16 protein-coding genes are annotated in these 15,788 nt (G+C 55.1%); 10 read left to right on the forward strand and 6 right to left on the reverse strand.

Translation table 11 applies throughout. The features are described 5' to 3' along the window. Window positions 1-6: 6 nt before the first annotated feature. Complete coding sequence (locus tag HNQ72_RS30980) at window positions 7-270, reverse strand: DUF2934 domain-containing protein (RefSeq protein ID WP_183995367.1); 264 nt, start codon at window positions 268-270, stop codon at window positions 7-9. Window positions 271-375: 105 nt separating this feature from the next. On the opposite strand from HNQ72_RS30980, the gene HNQ72_RS22180 reads away from it, so the two are divergent. Next, the gene (locus HNQ72_RS22180) at window positions 376-603 is read left to right on the forward strand and encodes a DUF2934 domain-containing protein (protein ID WP_244654473.1); all 228 of its coding nucleotides are present in this window, start codon (window positions 376-378) and stop codon (window positions 601-603) included. Window positions 604-1,021: 418 nt separating this feature from the next. Here HNQ72_RS22180 and HNQ72_RS22185 read toward each other — a convergent pair whose 3' ends face one another. Next, on the reverse strand, window positions 1,022-1,507 hold the full coding sequence (locus HNQ72_RS22185) for an alpha/beta fold hydrolase (protein WP_183995371.1): 486 nt from the start codon (window positions 1,505-1,507) through the stop codon (window positions 1,022-1,024). A gap of 440 nt (window positions 1,508-1,947) precedes the next feature. On the opposite strand from HNQ72_RS22185, the gene HNQ72_RS22190 reads away from it, so the two are divergent. The 3 genes from HNQ72_RS22190 to HNQ72_RS22200 all read left to right on the forward strand — a co-directional run bounded on the left by HNQ72_RS22190 (window position 1,948) and on the right by HNQ72_RS22200 (window position 3,699). Next, complete coding sequence (locus HNQ72_RS22190) at window positions 1,948-2,811, forward strand: glucose 1-dehydrogenase (RefSeq protein ID WP_183995373.1); 864 nt, start codon at window positions 1,948-1,950, stop codon at window positions 2,809-2,811. A 99-nt stretch (window positions 2,812-2,910) separates the two neighbouring features. Further along, window positions 2,911-3,156: a DUF2188 domain-containing protein gene (locus HNQ72_RS22195; RefSeq protein WP_183995375.1), complete on the forward strand. Its 246-nt coding sequence runs from the start codon at window positions 2,911-2,913 to the stop codon at window positions 3,154-3,156. 54 nt (window positions 3,157-3,210) lie between these two features. Next, window positions 3,211-3,699 (forward strand): cupin, encoded by a 489-nt coding sequence (locus HNQ72_RS22200; RefSeq protein ID WP_183995377.1) that lies wholly within the window; start codon window positions 3,211-3,213, stop codon window positions 3,697-3,699. A 171-nt stretch (window positions 3,700-3,870) separates the two neighbouring features. On the opposite strand, the gene HNQ72_RS22205 is transcribed toward HNQ72_RS22200, so the two are convergent. From HNQ72_RS22205 to HNQ72_RS22215, 3 genes are read right to left on the reverse strand one after another with little or no spacing between them, the layout of a single operon-like run. Beyond that, window positions 3,871-4,221, reverse strand: coding sequence for a response regulator (locus HNQ72_RS22205; RefSeq protein ID WP_183995379.1), 351 nt, complete (start codon window positions 4,219-4,221; stop codon window positions 3,871-3,873). Next, a complete protein-coding gene (locus HNQ72_RS22210; protein ID WP_183995381.1) occupies window positions 4,214-7,633 on the reverse strand; it encodes a CheR family methyltransferase in 3,420 nt (1,139 codons plus the stop codon). Before HNQ72_RS22210 ends, HNQ72_RS22205 begins: the two co-directional genes overlap by 8 nt. 24 nt (window positions 7,634-7,657) lie before the next feature. Further along, entirely contained in the window at window positions 7,658-8,230 is a 573-nt protein-coding gene (locus HNQ72_RS22215) for a PAS domain-containing protein (RefSeq protein WP_244654472.1), read from the reverse strand. A gap of 444 nt (window positions 8,231-8,674) precedes the next feature. Here HNQ72_RS22215 and HNQ72_RS22220 point away from each other — a divergent pair, with 444 nt between their 5' ends. From HNQ72_RS22220 to ku (HNQ72_RS22240), 5 genes are all read left to right on the forward strand, one after another. Continuing rightward, window positions 8,675-10,135, forward strand: coding sequence for a PAS domain-containing sensor histidine kinase (locus HNQ72_RS22220; protein WP_183995385.1), 1,461 nt, complete (start codon window positions 8,675-8,677; stop codon window positions 10,133-10,135). After that, window positions 10,135-10,497: a response regulator gene (locus HNQ72_RS22225; protein WP_183995387.1), complete on the forward strand. Its 363-nt coding sequence runs from the start codon at window positions 10,135-10,137 to the stop codon at window positions 10,495-10,497. The genes HNQ72_RS22220 and HNQ72_RS22225 overlap by 1 nt, the downstream gene beginning before the upstream one ends. Window positions 10,498-10,554: 57 nt before the next feature. Next, a complete protein-coding gene (locus tag HNQ72_RS22230) occupies window positions 10,555-11,247 on the forward strand; it encodes an SDR family oxidoreductase (protein ID WP_244654471.1) in 693 nt (230 codons plus the stop codon). 79 nt (window positions 11,248-11,326) lie between these two features. Then, window positions 11,327-12,214, forward strand: coding sequence for a non-homologous end joining protein Ku (gene ku, locus HNQ72_RS22235; RefSeq protein WP_183995391.1), 888 nt, complete (start codon window positions 11,327-11,329; stop codon window positions 12,212-12,214). A gap of 2 nt (window positions 12,215-12,216) precedes the next feature. Then, the gene (gene ku / locus HNQ72_RS22240; protein ID WP_183995392.1) at window positions 12,217-13,035 is read left to right on the forward strand and encodes a non-homologous end joining protein Ku; all 819 of its coding nucleotides are present in this window, start codon (window positions 12,217-12,219) and stop codon (window positions 13,033-13,035) included. 132 nt (window positions 13,036-13,167) lie between these two features. Here the strand turns inward: ku (HNQ72_RS22240) and HNQ72_RS22245 are convergent. Further along, window positions 13,168-14,267 (reverse strand): IS3 family transposase gene (locus HNQ72_RS22245; protein ID WP_183995394.1). Its coding sequence is split into 2 segments (ribosomal slippage): window positions 13,168-14,015 and window positions 14,015-14,267, totalling 1,101 coding nucleotides; the frame shifts between segments, so codons are not numbered across the junction. Between the two features lie 473 nt (window positions 14,268-14,740). Between HNQ72_RS22245 and ligD the strand changes: the two genes are divergently transcribed. Beyond that, the gene (gene ligD, locus HNQ72_RS22250) at window positions 14,741-15,772 is read left to right on the forward strand and encodes a non-homologous end-joining DNA ligase (RefSeq protein WP_183995396.1); all 1,032 of its coding nucleotides are present in this window, start codon (window positions 14,741-14,743) and stop codon (window positions 15,770-15,772) included. The last annotated feature ends 16 nt before the right edge of the window (window positions 15,773-15,788 follow it).

Genomic DNA, 15,788 nt, shown 5'->3' on the forward strand with positions numbered 1-15,788 from the left:
AAAATCTCAGCCTCGTCCTGCATTGCTCTCGTCGCCATCACCTGCGGCGGGCCAATCGTTCGCTGGCTCCTGAACTTGTTCATTTTCAACCAGACCGGTGCTGGTTGGCGGAGACACCCCGCCGCCACGATCAGCTGACCATGTCTGAGGGCTATTACCGTGGGACGCCTCATGCTCGGCTTCTCGCCAATGACGATCTTGTTGCCCTTCAGGTCGGCCCTCAGCTTCCCACTTGGCGTGTGCGAGCTTACGAATTTGCTCTAGATCCATAGATTACTCCTCTTCGTTACAGCCGAACAAATTTCGCGAAAGTCGGTTCCCGATAGTGTGAGGAGCAAGTTCGCTCCGTCCATCTGTACGGTAGCGGACATTGATGTGCGGCGGCCGCGCCCCAAATTCGAGACCTCATTCGCAGAGGAAGACTTCTTGGAAGATCGAGACGCTTGGGTTACCCGAAGAGCTTATGAAATATGGGAGCATGCTGGCCGACCAGATGGTGCTGATCAAGCGCATTGGCAGCGAGCGCTTGAGGAGTGGAATGCTCAGACCCACCAAAAGCTCACCGATGCGGCAAGGTGGGATGATGAGGAGGAAGAATGGTGAAGCAGGTTCACCCAGCCTCCTCAAAAATCCCAGGATCGTGCCGATCCAGTTCCTGGTCTCCAAGAAGATATTGAACCAGATTTTCGTTGACCCACTCTGGCTCTTCGAGATGGAGCCAGTGGGTCGCATTTCGGTGAGTGATCATGCTGCCGTTCGCGCATTGAAGCAGGCTTGCCTCCGCCAACTTGTAATCAAGGGCAGTGTCCTTGCATCCCCAGATGATAAGCGTTGGCGGCACGATCCTACCCAGTATGGTTGGTCTTCGACGGACTAGCGCTCGGTAATAGCTCCCAGCCTTCCTGGCCGTTGCCATTCGGTCTGGTATGCGTTCAGTTCCGCAAATGTAAACGTCCCTGCCCTCGCAGTTTGGGAAAGGGCCGTTCGGAGGATCTTGAACGACATAGCCGCCAACATGCGCTCAGGCAGCAATGGGAGCTGAAAAAAATCCGATGTAGCTGCTTTTCAAGATCTGGGTCGGGCGCTCCTTTAAAACAGTTTGGACGATGTCGAGATGAGGGGCGTTCAAAACCACGAGCCGATGAACCAACACCGGATGTCGAGCTGCGAGTGTCCACGCGATAATGCCGCCCCAGTCGAGCCCAACAAGATTGAACCGGCCCACCCGTAATGCCGCTGCCAACTCGACAACATCCGAGACTAGCTTTTCGACCGTATAGTTCTTCCATCCGGGCAGCGCGGAACTTTGCCTATATCCGCGCAGATCTGGGGCGATCACACGGAAGCCTACCTCAGCCAGAGCGGATATCTGATTTCGCCAAGCCCACCAGAATTCGGGAAACCCATGGAGCAACAGGATCGGCTCTCCATCAGACCGACCCGCCTCCATCACATGCAATTCAATGCCATTGATTTCTACGATGCGTTCGGTCTGCTCATGAGGCATGTCGATCCCCTGGGCTGTAATTGCAACTCCAACAGAAGGAAGGACCTCTCGTTCCACGGCAGATAGCCCGGGACGGGCGAATACTCGGCGAGTATCATTAATATCACAGGTCCCCGCCGTGGTCCCTAGGCGCGGAGCCATCCTACACTCAATCTATCAGCTGCCTCACCGCCATCGACGCTCGGTACGGTAGTGTACATGCCGTGATCGTGTGGAACTGACCAGATCGCTATTGGTTGTTCGATGCGACAAGGGGGCTCGAATGCGCTTTGACACAGGTCTGCTCCGTACTGGAGACGGCAGAAAAGATCCGGCATTTATCATTAGCCGCCCCTCCAAGCTGGAAGAAGGCTCGGCCTCTTTGAAACCTTCTGACCATTTAGTGCAGGGAGTTGGGCGCTCTGCCCCTGTCGCACCCCAATTGTCGAATAGGAGATAGCATGTCGGACGAATCCCGCCCCGAACCAACCTACCCCGCTCCGGAACAGGACCCGCCCGGCCAAACCAAACTCATGGATCCCCTGCCCGATCACGGTGAGCAGACGTACCAAGGCGCAAATCATCTTTCCGGAAAAGTAGCTCTAATTACCGGCGGTGATTCCGGTATCGGCAGGGCCGTCGCGATCGCTTTCGCCCGAGAAGGCGCTGACGTCGTCATCTCGTATCTTAACGAGGACGAGGACGCTCAGGAGACCGCTGAATGGGTGAGAAAAGCTGGCAAAAGGGCGCTTTTGGTTCCAGGGGACATCAAGAGCGAAGACCACTGCAAAGAGCTGGTAGCGAAAGCAGTTGACGAATTCGGCCGCCTTGACGTTCTCGTCAACAACGCTGCCTTCCAACGGTCGCGCGGATCGATGGATGAAATCAGCACCGATGAATGGCTCGAAACTTTCCAGACGAACATTCACGGGATGTTCTTTCTCTGCAAGGCAACCGTTCCACATATGCCGGAAGGCAGTGCTATCATCAACACGACTTCCATTCAGTCCCGCCAACCGTCGCCGGAACTGCTCGCTTACGCGGCCACGAAGGGTGCGATATCTAATTTCACAGCTGGGCTAGCACAAATGCTGGCAGAGAAAGGCATTCGCGTTAATGCTGTTGCGCCGGGCCCTATCTGGACGCCTCTTATCCCGTCGACCCTGCCGCACGAAAAAGCCAAACGTTTCGGCGAGAAGATGCCGCTAGCCCGGGCCGGTCAACCTGCTGAACTTGCTGGAGCTTACATTCTGCTGGCATCGGGTCTAGGCAGCTACATGACAGGCGCCGTCATCCCAGTAACTGGCGGATCCATAATGATTTGAGGCCTTGCAACACTCGACACTACGCAAAGGTGTGGCGAGCGCCTTTACCTCACCAAGTGCGGGTCTCGGCCCGCGAGCACCATCTAGGAAGGATATCAAATGCCGATTACTTATCACGTTGCCGAGCATGATGAAGGGTACGCTTACCGTGTTGGTGACGTCTGGTCAGAGAGTTTTCCAAACCACGATGCGGCATTGGCTGCTGCCCGGTCAGCCGCAGAGCGCCAGCAAGTTGGTGGCGACCCGGCAGAAATTACCTTCCAGCTCTCCGATGGGACTTGGCAAACACAGATGGTTGACGGTGGTGACCGACCAGAAACTGACGTGGTCGACGACGCTCGATAACGCCGTTCTGACACCAAATCACCTCTCAGAAAAATCGTAAAGGTCGCCGGGCTCATGAGCATAGAGCAAATTGTTTTTCATCCAAGCGACTGGGTCCCAAACAATCCGACCTTGCCAATGTTGATATACCGGCGGGCGATCTTTGATGCGACCTCATCCGATTTTGAGGCGGCATTTTCGGAGAATGGTTGGACTGGCATCTGGCAGAATGGCGTATTCGACTACCAGCACTACCATTCCGGGGCGCATGAGGTGCTCGGCGTCGGAAGCGGCTCGGCGAAGCTGCTCATCGGCGGTCCAGACGGCAAGACCTTCGATCTCATCGCAGGTGACGCATTGATCCTCCCTGCTGGGACCGGACATAAAAACCTTGGGTCCTCGCCGGACTTTCAAATCGTCGGCGCTTATCCTGAGGGGCAGAATGCGGACATCCAGACCCAGGCTGCTTCCGACGCCATGTTGAAAACTATATCATCGCTTCCGGTACCGAGTACCGATCCCATCTGCGGATTAGCGGGTGGCCTAAACGACTATTGGCGGTAGGCTGCTATTCTCGCATGAAGAGGAGCGATATCGACCAGCCTCCGAGGAAATCCTCTAAGACAGCGGACGAGTGGCGGAAGCTCGCGGACGCGGTCATTTTGGACACGAAGACGAGGAAGCAAAGGGTCGACGCACCCGTAGGGTCCCGCTTCGGCTTCAAACTCACAAGGGCTACGCGGCCATACGATGGGCTTCTTCGAGGAGATCGGACGGCTTGCACGGCTTCGAACAAAGCTTTGACTGAGGATACCTGACGTTCAGCTGCGCATTATCGGCATGTCCAGAGTGGAAAACGAACGGCACATCAATGGCTGCTAGGGCGTCCGCGACAGGATAAACATCGCCATCGGCGAGCCGGACATCTAGAACTGCACAATCCGGCTTGTTGACCGCAAGATACTTAAGAGCCTCTTGCGTTGACGGGAATGGCCCCGCAACCTGCCAGCCACCGTCTTCAAAAATCATCTGCAGATCGAGCGCGACAAACATCTCGTCCTCAACCAGCAAAACCGTCTTATTCATATTTACCTACCGAGATTGGCATTTTCAGTTTTTGAGTAAGGGTGTGGCCATCCGCTTCAGTGTCTAGGGTCGCCTTCAGTTGGCGAGCGGCTGTCGAAAGCAAGACCGTTCCGAAGCCCTTGCTATCAAAGTGACCGATTTCCGTTGTTCTGTGCTCTGACCACACTATCACCAGGGAACCTTCATTTGCGTCCCATCTGACTGAAAGTGACCCTTCGACTGCACCCAACACCCCATGCTTGACTGCGTTTGTTGCCCACTCATGGAAAATGAGGGTCAGCGGCGTGATAAATTCTTGTCTTACTGTAAATTTATGACCTTCGATCGCAATTGCAGACTGCATCGAATATGGCGCAAGGATCACATCCAGCAACTCCGCAAGCGAAATTCCACTCTCGCGATCCTGCCTCGTCGCAAGCGAATGCGCTTGGCCTAGAGCCAGGATTCGTCCCTCAATGTCGGCAACGAATGTCGGAACTTCGCTGTGGTTGCGTGATGCAATGCGCATGATGCCAGCGATCATCGCAAACAGATTTTTGACGCGATGGTTCATTTCGCCAAGCATCAGATCTCGCGCCTCGGCTCGATCGTTCTCAGCGGTCACATCGATGCAAACCCCCATTACACGGCCGCGCCTTCGATGAGTAACCGGTCGGGCAAAGACTTTCAGCCACCGGGTGATCGATGCGGTGGGCTCCAATTTAAGTGTGAGATCAAAACCTTGGTGTGTGTTAGAGGCCATTCGGATGGCTTTTGCCACGTCGTCCCGTTTCGACTCTGGAATAGCGTTGAGGAATTCCTGGAACTTCACGTTCTCGGCTCTAAAGCCGAAAAAATCGCGCATTGTGCTGTTTAGCGCGATGCTGTCGTCCTCGGGGAGGAACTCCCAAACGCCGATCCCAGCGGAATGCACTGCCAAGTCCAAGCGCTCCTGCTCTGAAGCAAGTTCGTTCTGGACGTCTAAAGCTTGAGTTATGTCGTTCAGTACGATGGTGGCGCCGTCAATCGTTCCGTCTGATGTCCGGTACGGAAGGATACGTAACGTAAAAGTCCGCGAGTGGCTCCTGTCTGGAACGGTGTCGAAAGCGTCCCAGCCCTCCGTCATGACTTTTCGAACGTTTGTTACATAATCATAATCGAGAACATGGCTGGCAACATCAGTGAAAGGACGCCCCTTATCGCTCTGCTGCAACGGAAACAGAGTTGTCGCCGCCTGGGTGAACGACCTGACGCGCAGGTCTTTGTCTAAAACAACGACAGCTAGGCTCGTTGATTCGAAAAAGTTTCGAAGATCCGCGTTGGCCGTTGTGATCTGGTCTATTTTGCCTTTTAGCTCGTCATTGACAGTCGTGAGTTCCTCATTTGTCGATTGAAGCTCCTCGTTCATCGACATCATTTCTTCGTTTGAACTCTTCAGCTCCTCGTTCGCTGTTTCGAGTTCCTCGATCGCCGTCCTGAGCCTATGCTTCGTAAAGCGAAGTTCGCTTTCGAGTGCCTCTACATGCCCATCACCAGGCTCAAGGTCGATCAAATCATTTTCTACGGGAACCGCGATCTTCCCCTTTTCCTGGAATACGAAGAGAAGGGTGCCGTCCGGCAGCGGATCGCATATGATGTCGACCGTGAGAGTTCCAAAATCTGTGACCGCATCGACATCACGAGCGACTACCCGTCTGCCAGCTTTCCCGGCTTGCCTGAGAAGTGGTCCGATATTCTCTTTTATCCCAGGCCTGGCGAGCGCGGTTGCACTGCTCTCGTTTGAACGGGACACAGGAAATTCGAGAAACCGGCTCAGGGGGCCGTACGCCGCCACGATCTGTCCATCGGTATCGAGCACCAAGCAAGCCGGGACGTATCGATCGACGATTTTATTGACCGCGAGGCTGTCGTCAGCACGAGTTCTGGGGGGAGCGACCGATGGCGTCTCTCGTCTGGTGGAATCCCGCCGGTTGCTTGCTGGAAGCGGAATTGGATACGCAGGTGAACCTGGCATCCGCTCAAAGAGGCGCGTTTTCTGATCGATCGCGCTGAAGAGCTTTTCGAACCGGCCAACGCTCTCAGAAGTTCCCAAGAATAGGAAGCCGCCCGGTCTCAGCGCGTAATGAAGGAGCGGCATCACCGTCTGCTGCAGCTTGTCATCGAAATAAATCAACAGATTGCGGCAGGAAACAAGATCGACCTTCGAGAAGGGTGGATCCTTGACCAAGCTATGAGCCGAGAAGCGGATCATACCTCGAATTGCCGAGTTGAAAGTAAACCGCTCCTTTAGCGGGATGACGAACTGCTCTTGGAAATTCAAAGGGATATCTGCGAGAGCAGCGAGGGGGTAGCTCCCCTCTCGTGCAATTTGCAGCATGCTCTCATCAATATCGGTCGCGAAAATCTGAATGTTGCAGTTCAAATCGAGGGCCTTCGCCGCATCGGCAAAAAGCATCGCGATTGAGTATGCCTCCTCGCCGCTTGAGCACCCCGGAACCCAGACTCTAATCTCTTCATCATTCTTCTCTGCCTCGCGCAAAAGCGGAACCACCGCCTTGTCCACCAGAGCATCAAAGGCTGATTTGTCTCGGAAGAAATTTGTGACATTGATCAGGAGGTCGCGGAATAGCGCCTCGCACTCATCATTGTCCGCTTTAATCCGCTGAAGATAGGCGGCGGCCTTGTCGATGCCCAACACATGCATTCGGCGCTCGACGCGCCGCACGACCGTGGACCGCTTGTAGTTCGAGAAATCGTGACCGATGGCGGACCGGAGGACACGGCATAAATCGTCAATGTGATCTGCGACCAACGACGCCTTATCACCGGTCGCCCCGATCGGCCGTCTAAAGAAGAACTGGTTAAGGCAGTCCAGGATCTCGGAAGGCGCCTTGATATAATCAACCAATCCGGTGCTGACGGCTGACGTTGGCATTCCATCGTACTTTGCTGTCTCGGGCTCCTGTACAACGCAAAGCCCCCCGTTCTCTTTCACTGCCCGCAGGCCGGTTGTTCCGTCGGCCCCGGTCCCAGACAGGATTATGCATGCAGCATTCGCATGCTGATCGTTCGCCAAAGAGATGAAAAAGTCGTCGATTGGGCGACGAAGGCCACGAGGTTGAGTGAACGGCGCCAATTCGAGGCGACCCTTTCGAATTGCGAGCCCATGGCCTGGAGGAATGATGTAAACACACTCGGCCTCGATCTGCTCGCCGCCCTCGCATTGAAGGACATTGAGGCTCGTGTGCCGCGCGATAAGCTGCGCCAACATGCTTTCATGGTGAGGGTCCAGATGCTGGACCACAACAAATGCTAGTCCGGTTGGCAACACTGCCGCTGAGAAGAGGTCTCGCAAAGCCTCAAGGCCGCCAGCAGACGACCCGATCCCCACTACCGGCACGACACCCATACCGGCTTTTGTTTCGTCATTCATATAAACAGGCGGCACAGAAGACCTTCAATGACTAGGATTGCGATCAAGCTCGGCAAGGGTCACCTTTGCCTGTGCGATGGCATTTGTTGAGTTTGCGATCGTAGACAGGGTCCCCTCAAGCATCACGTTGTGACCTTCGAGTAATGGGCGTATCCGAGAAAGTGCACCCCCAAGATCTTGGTCGTACTGGTCCAGCAGGTGCGGGCTCGATCTGCTGATATCGAACTGGGATGCAAAGATATATCGCGTCGCCCCACCTGAGGTCGTCAGTCGGGACATGAACAGAAGGTTCACAAACGGTCTTCCATCTTTTCGAAAATTGACGATTGGCGTCCTCACAGTCGTTCCCTGACCTGTGAGAAATTGGCGAAGCTTCGTCTTCGCCTCAAGATTATTCGCCTGCCGACCGTCTGAAGTAGCCTGGAGAAGGCGGCAGTTTTTGCCGACCACCTCCTCCGCGCCGTAACCTGTCAGCTCCGAGAACCGGTCGTTCACCATAAGGAGATGATGGTCTTCCTTCACTTCAGCAAGCGCGAGCGCAATGGAGGAATTCTCGAAGAAGTTGATCAAAGGGGGGGCAATCTCGATATCAGGCAAGTATCTAATCCGACGCGCGTTTCTGGTTCGCATCTAGGTAACGCGCGGACGCCGTTATTCAAAAGAAAATTGACGTTATTATCAGCGGACAGCGACCATAAGCTATCGATCACGCCAGGCAGCGTCGTCCCCCTTCGACTTCGCACGTCCCGCCGGGCAGCCATCAGCTCTCTTTTGAGCATGGTGACTGGCGATGGCAGACAACGCCACGAAGAGACCCCATCGACATGTGGATTTTGCGAACTGAGCGGCGTGAGAGCGGGGGCTAGTATGGGGGGCATCCGGCACAACAGGGTTCAACCGCTATTTCGCTCGGAACACCTACACCAATTAGGATTTCTCTCTGCCGATCGAGGGATAGCCGGATTTATTATTGGGGTCGTATTTCAAATTGAGACGGAAACTCTACTTTTCGTCTTCACACGCAGCTTCTGGGGGAAATGCATGCAGTTACCTAATCCCGATTGCGGTCGGCTTTTCCGCGATCACAACTGGCAGAAGTCCCAGCTGGGGCCTGTCGAGACCTGGGCGGTCGAGCTGCGGACCTTGGTAAATGTAATGCTGGGCTCTCTTCAGCCAATGCTTATCGTCTGGGGGCCTTCGCAAACAACATTATATAACGACGGATACGCAGAGATGTGTGGCTCAAGGCATCCATCCGCCTTCGGCGGCAGTTTCAAGAGCCTTTGGCATGATATTTGGGATCAGGTGGAACCCATCATCTCGGCTGCCTTCGCCGGGCAAGGGACTGCGATGGACGATATCGAGTTTCTGATGCACCGAAACGGGTACCCTGAGGAGACGCACTTTGCCTTCTCTTATACGCCTGTCCGCGATCCGTGGGGCACAGTGTTGGGAATGTTCTGTGCTTGCACGGAAATCACTACACAAGTCGCAATGAGAAGGGCCGAGAAGACCCAACGTGACCGCATGCTTCAGGTCTTCGAACTTAGCCCAGGCGGCATCGCAATGTTGGTCGGGCAAAACCACGTATTCGAATATGCGAATGAGGAGTACCACTCGATCATCGGCGTGGGTCGGGAGATCATTGGGCGCACTGTTAGAGAGGCTGTGTCCGAGGTCGTCCGTCAGGGCTTCATCGACCGTCTCGACGCGGTGTACAATACGGGCGAACCCTTTGTAGCAAAGAACCTGTCCATCGAACTGAACCGTGGTGCTGACGGGGAGAAGCAGACCAGGATTATCGATCTAGTGTATCAGGCTATGCGAGACAATGGAGGCTGCGTAAACGGCGTTTTGGTGCAAGCTCGCGATGTTACAGACCTCCGAGCAGAGGAAGAACGGCAGGAACTTCTTTCGCACGAGCTTGGTCATCGTTTGAAAAACCAGCTTGCTATGTTTCAGGCGATCGCGTCTCAAACGCTACGGAACGCCCACGATTTACCGGCGGCCCGAAAAAGCCTTTCAGATCGGATTGGAGTTTTGAGCGCAGCTCACGACACCATTTTGGAAAGCGGTCGAGGGTCATCGAAAGTCCGTCGATTGGTCAAGCAGATGATCTCTCTTCATGACGATCCTGAAAACCCGAGGTTCTCAATCTGCGGCCCCGAGCTGAAGGTCGGATCCCGCCCATCACTATCTCTATCTCTGATTTTGCACGAGCTTGCTACGAACGCATTGAAATACGGTGCTCTTTCAACTTCCGAGGGAGCCGTCAAAGTCGCCTGGAAGGTAAGCGGTCCGAACAATGACCGCTTTGAAATGACATGGGAGGAGAGTAACGGCCCGGCCGTGACGCTACCGCGTGAGCGAGGCTCCGGCACCAGGCTGATCGCGGCCGGTCTGAACGGAACCTTGGACAGCAAAGTTGAACTCGATTTTGCATCAACGGGACTTCGGTGTCTGATCACCTCAGACTTGGAAACCTTCCAGAAAGAACACTGATGCCGAAATCTTTGCTTTTAGTTGAAGACGACGGCTTGATCAGGATGGATCTTGCCGACGCACTCTCGGACATGGGATTTGATGTGGCGGAAGCTGCCAACGCCGACGAGGCGCTGAACATATTTCGTGGATCACTTGAGTTCGACGGAATCCTGACTGATATCGACATGCCGGGCTCGATGAATGGCATAGCCCTTGCGCATCAGATCGCAAGCCAAGACGCCCAATGCCGCATTATTATTATTTCAGGTCGGTACCATCCCGGTCAGGGAAAACTGCCTGATGGTGCCTCTTTTTTAGGAAAGCCCGTATCGCAACAGGCGCTGGAGGCCGTTTTGAAGGAAGCGGGTCTTTCGTCATAGGCCGAGCGCCCCTGTCGAGCGATAGCCGAACAACTGCCCAGCAACATGGAAGCTCCGGTGGAATCATTTGGCAAGAATTTCCGCGCCCTCGTCATAGGGGCAAGCGGCGGCATTGGCCAAGCGTTGGCGGCCACCTTGCAGCGTCACGATGCCTGTCGCTCGGTCATCGGGCTTTCTCGAAGCACTGATGGTCTCGACCTCCTGGATGAGGACAGTATCGCAGCACATGCTGCAAAGCTTGCCGATCAGCAATTTAACCTCATAGTTTGTGCCACTGGCGCTTTGACGATCAATGGCGTCGGGCCGGAAAAGTCTATCAAGCAAGTAACCATTGACGCCATGGCCGCACAGTTCGCGATCAACGCCATCGGCCCTGCCCTGATCCTCAAGCATTTCACACCCTTGCTGTCTGCATCAAAGCGATCGGTCTTCGCGCTTCTGTCTGCCCGCGTCGGCTCGATCGGCGACAATCGGTTAGGTGGCTGGATGTCGTACAGATCCTCAAAGGCGGCGCTGAACCAGATCATCCGCACGGCGGCGATCGAGATCGCAAGAAAGCGGCCGGAGGCTGTTGTCGTCGCCATACATCCGGGAACCGTAAATACGACACTGTCCCGACCATTCGCTTTGAACCACAAGTCTACAGAGCCCCACGAAGCGGCCTCCATGATCTTAACAACCGTGGACGGTTTGAGGGCCTCAGATACCGGCGGCTTTTTCGCCTACGATGCCCGCCCAATAGAGTGGTAGGCCAGCACCAATAAGCCGCTCGTACTGGAACCAAGCTGCCTTCGTTTAAGTTCAACATCTCAGCAACTTGGAGGCAGTTATGACCGCGCACAGGGCTCAATGGAAAGGCCATCTAAAAATAGGCGAGCTGACGTGTGCCGTTGGCTTGTATACGGCTGCCTCGACCTCCGAGCGGATCAGCTTTCATATGATCAACGAAAAGACCGGCAACCGTCTGAAGCGAGAGTTCATCGATGGCGAGACCGAAGAGGTCGTAGAGCGCGACCAGCAGGTCAAGGGCTTCGAGACCGGGACCGGCGATTACATCATGATCGATCCCGAGGAAGTGGCGGCGGTAGTGCCTGACTCCGACAAGATGCTTGAGGCAGAAGCCTTCATTGCTTGTGGCAAGATAGACGACGTATATTTCGACAAGCCCTATTATCTAGTGCCAGTCGATGATGATGCGAGTGAGGCCTTCACCGCAATCAGAGATGCGCTCGCCAACACAGATGCTACCGCCGTAGCTCGCACGGTACTGTTCCGTCGGATACGGACAGTTCTGATCCGCCCGCATGGCAAAGGCCTGATCGCGACGACACTCAATTTCGAATACGAGGTTAAATCGTCTAAAGAGGCGTTCAAAGGCGTGAAGAAGGTGAAGGTTGAAGGCGAGATGCTTGATCTCGCCAAGCACATCATCGACACGAAAAAGGGCGAGTTCGACCCAGCGAAAACGGATGATCGATACGAGACCGCGCTCGCCGCTCTGGTGAAAGCCAAAGCCGAGGGCAAGTCCCTCCCCAAGCCTAAGCCGATCAAGGTATCGAAACCGAACGATCTGCTGAAGGCTCTCCGAGAAAGTGCTGGTGCAGGAAGCGGAAGCTCCAAAAAGCCGAAGGCAGCCAACGCTAATTCCGAAAAAAAGAAGACAACACGAGCGAAGACCAAGACCACTTCGAAGTCTGAACACAAGAAAGCGAGCTGACAATGGCACCTCGTCGACCGTACTGGAGAGGCTATCTGAAGCTCTCGCTCGTCACCTGCCCTGTCGCAATGACCCCCGCCACGTCTGGGTCCGAGAAGGTCCGCTTCCATACGCTCAACGAGAAAACCGGAAACCGGGTGGTGTCTCAATACATCGACAGTGCGACAGGCAAGCCCGTTCCGGATGAGCAGCAGGCGAAAGGTTACGAGCGCGGTGAAAACGACTACGTCATCCTGACGGACGAGGACCTTGCATCTGTTGAGCTGGAAACGGTCCGCACGATCGATATCGAGAAGTTCGTCCCCAGAGATCGGATCGAATGGATCTATCTCGATACCCCCTTCTATCTCACAGCTAACGAGAAAATAGGGGACGAAGCCTTTGCGGTGATCCGCGAAGCAATGAACGCTCAAGATGTCGTCGGCGTGTCGAGGGTTGTCTTGGGTCGCCGCGAACGAGCGGTGATTTTGGAGCCGCGCGGCGACGGTATCGTAGTCTGGACACTGCGGTTCGGTGACGAAGTGCGGCCCGAGTCCGAATATTTCACGGGGATCGGCAATAAGTCTGACGCTAAAGGCGTCGCTGCCCTTGAAAACGTTATAAAAAAGCGGATGAAGGACTGGTCCCCGGCGATGGTCTCCGATCCCATCCAGGATGCGCTGCTGAAGCTGATCGCTAGCAAGAAAAAGGCTAAAAAGCCGGGAAAGGCTTCTTCAAATTCGGACAAGGGCAAGAGTGGCAAGCCGAGCAACGTAGTCAATATCATGGATGCGCTGAAGAAATCGGTGGCGAAGGAACTGAAGTCTCGCAAGGCCGGATAATTTTTGCCCGTTGTAATCAAAATTTTGGATTGAACGTATGACATCTTCGCGCGCCGTCGTGCTTCAATGCCCTTGACCTGAGACCCATCGTCCCTCCAGTTTTCAGGAGAGTCTTGGGTTTTCAATCTGGCCTTACGCGGCCTGTTTTTCCATAGCTATTTTCATTGCGAATTCACTGGGTGTGATGTTGCCCAACGAAGAGTGCGGCCTGTTTCGATTGTAGTCCTCCTTCCATGCTGCGATTTCGATCCTGGCCTGCGTCAGCGACGAGAACAGTGTTTCGTTGAGGCATTCGTCACGAAAGCTGCCGTTGAAGCTTTCTACGAAGCCATTCTGCATCGGCTTGCCCGGTGCGATATAATGCCATTCGACGTGAGTGCTTTGGCACCATTCCAAAACGGCCATGCTGGTCATCTCCGTGCCATTGTCGGAGACAATCGTTCGCGGCTTCCCTCGTTGGGCGATGATGGCATCGAGTTCCCGCGCAAGCCGTCGACCTGAGAGCGACGTGTCGGCGACCAGCGCCAGGCATTCGCGGGTGAAGTCGTCGACGACGGCCAGGACCCGAAAGCGACGGCCATCTGTGAAAGCGTCGCTGACGAAATCCAAGCTCCATCGCTCGTTGGCACGCGAGGGCAGCGCCAGAGGGCGTCTCGTCCCCAAAGCCCGTTTGCGTCCGCCACGTTTGCGCACCGTCAGCTTCTCTTCGCGATAGAGACGCCGCAGTTTCTTCAGGTTCATGATGATGCCCTGCCGACCCAGCATGACGTGAATGCGGCGATAACCGAAACGGCGGCGCTCGGACGCCACCAGCTTCATTGCCTCACGGATATCAGCGTCATCCGGTCGAACGCTACGATATCGCACGCTCGACCGATCTACGGACAAAACCTCACACGCCCGACGCTGGCTCACCCCATGTTGTTTGCAGACATGAGCCACAGCGTCCCGCTTCACATCGGGCGTCACCACTTTTTTGAAGCGACATCTTTCAGAATGGCATTGTCCAGCATGGTCTCGGCCAGCAGCTTCTTCAGCTTGGCGTTCTCGTCTTCCAAAGCCTTCAGCTTGCGGGCATCGGATACCTCCATGCCGCCGAACTTCGCCTTGTATTTGTAGAAGGTCGCCTCGGATATCCCATGCTTGCGGCAGACATCGGCAGTCCGCATGCCGCTCTCCTGCTCTTTCAATATCCCGATAATCTGCTCGTCCGTGAACCGTGAATGCTTCATTCCGTCCGTCTCCTTGATACGACGGACTCTACCAAAATCTGGAGGAAGTTCAGGGGCTCAGGTCACCCTGTCCCCAACAGCGATCGCCTCCAAGCACTTGTTGAGCAGTGGCTAGTGGATGACGTTGTAGTCGTAGCCATCAGCGGTCGAAACGCATTCAAATTGGAAGCTGAGATCGACTGGTTGATTATCGATGACGGTTCTACGCCAGAGCGAGCCATATGCACGTCTGCCCACGATAGCGAAGAAGACGCGGACGGACTAGGCGATGCAATCTGCTTGGCAGGCTCATTCTCCGCAGGGAACGGCTTTATCGACCGCGTTTTTGTAATCGGCCAAGCGTTCGTCAAATACCGAGCCCCATCTTAGCGGGTGCACCACGCCCCAGGAATACGCGCGGAACGAATCGGCTGGTCATCGATTGAGTCGCGTAAGATGTGGACCGGTGATTGGTCCTGCTCGTGGGGTCAGTAATGCGTAGTCGATCCAAACCTCTGCTGCACGGCGATCAAGTTGCCAAATCTCGGCCAAGAAAGCCACGGGACCCTGCCCAGCCTGACCTACCGTTTGACAAGATGCCAGAGCGAGTTGAACCCGCCCTAGCACTGCTGAAACCGAAGACTCCAAACGGTCCCGACTGGGCGTTCGAGATAAAATTCGACGGATATCGGTTGGCTATCCATGTCGAGCCTAAAGGTATCCGCATTCTTAGCCGTGGTGGGCATGATTGGACTGCACGCTTCCCGGCAATTGCGGATGCTGCGGGAAAGCTGGGTGTCGGTTCAGCAATTCTGGATGGCGAAGCGGTTGTTCTGGACGAAGAGGGGCGATCCGATTTCGGCGCCTTGCAACGTTCACTCGGTGGGCGGGGAGGAAAGCGGGTTTCAAAGGAGGCGGTTTTTTATGCCTTTGATCTTCCCTACTTTGATGGGCACCTCCTCACAAATACAGAGCTATCCGTTCGTCGCCATCTCCTGGCCGATTTCCTCCACGGCGCGAGCGGTGCAATCCAGCTCTCTGAGGAACTCGACGGCGAAGGGGCCGAATTACTGGAAGCCGCATGCTCGATGGGTCTCGAAGGCATTATTGCCAAAAACCGTGACAGCAAATATCGATCCGGACGCACCGGTGACTGGCTGAAGATCAAGTGCGTCGAGAGCGAGAGCTTCGTTGTCATCGGCTATGAGCAATCCGCCGTTGCCCGAGGCGGGATCGGTAGCTTGTTATTGGCAGCACGGCGGGGCGACAGCTGGGTGTCGGTCGGGTCAGTTGGCACCGGCTTTAAAGAGAAAGACGCGGTGTACCTGAAGACAACACTCGACAAGCTCAAGACCAAAAAGCCCGCTATCCCAATGAAGGGAAAGAACCTGGTGTTCGCGCAGCCGACCCTCATCGCAGAAATACATTTCCGAGGTTGGACAGACGACGGCAATCTGCGTCACGCATCTTTTAAGGGTTTGCGCGAAACACAGGATAATGCAGCGATTTTCGAGATGCCGAATTAGCTACTCCACCCCGCCT

This window comes from Aliirhizobium wenxiniae (genome assembly GCF_014201355.1).
In the GTDB taxonomy this organism is placed as follows: Bacteria; Pseudomonadota; Alphaproteobacteria; order Rhizobiales; family Rhizobiaceae; genus Neorhizobium; species Neorhizobium wenxiniae.

Excerpts from the sequence above, each read along its gene's own strand:
- HNQ72_RS30980 (WP_183995367.1), bottom strand. The coding sequence starts at position 270 with ATGGATCTAGAGCAAATTCGTAAGCTCGCACACGCCAAGTGGGAAGCT.
- HNQ72_RS22185 (WP_183995371.1), bottom strand. The coding sequence starts at position 1,507 with ATGCCTCATGAGCAGACCGAACGCATCGTAGAAATCAATGGCATTGAA.
- HNQ72_RS22190 (WP_183995373.1), top strand. The coding sequence starts at position 1,948 with ATGTCGGACGAATCCCGCCCCGAACCAACCTACCCCGCTCCGGAACAG.
- HNQ72_RS22195 (WP_183995375.1), top strand. The coding sequence starts at position 2,911 with ATGCCGATTACTTATCACGTTGCCGAGCATGATGAAGGGTACGCTTAC.
- HNQ72_RS22200 (WP_183995377.1), top strand. The coding sequence starts at position 3,211 with ATGAGCATAGAGCAAATTGTTTTTCATCCAAGCGACTGGGTCCCAAAC.
- HNQ72_RS22205 (WP_183995379.1), bottom strand. The coding sequence starts at position 4,221 with ATGAATAAGACGGTTTTGCTGGTTGAGGACGAGATGTTTGTCGCGCTC.
- HNQ72_RS22210 (WP_183995381.1), bottom strand. The coding sequence starts at position 7,633 with ATGAATGACGAAACAAAAGCCGGTATGGGTGTCGTGCCGGTAGTGGGG.
- HNQ72_RS22220 (WP_183995385.1), top strand. The coding sequence starts at position 8,675 with ATGCAGTTACCTAATCCCGATTGCGGTCGGCTTTTCCGCGATCACAAC.
- HNQ72_RS22225 (WP_183995387.1), top strand. The coding sequence starts at position 10,135 with ATGCCGAAATCTTTGCTTTTAGTTGAAGACGACGGCTTGATCAGGATG.
- ku (WP_183995391.1), top strand. The coding sequence starts at position 11,327 with ATGACCGCGCACAGGGCTCAATGGAAAGGCCATCTAAAAATAGGCGAG.
- ku (WP_183995392.1), top strand. The coding sequence starts at position 12,217 with ATGGCACCTCGTCGACCGTACTGGAGAGGCTATCTGAAGCTCTCGCTC.
- ligD (WP_183995396.1), top strand. The coding sequence starts at position 14,741 with ATGCGTAGTCGATCCAAACCTCTGCTGCACGGCGATCAAGTTGCCAAA.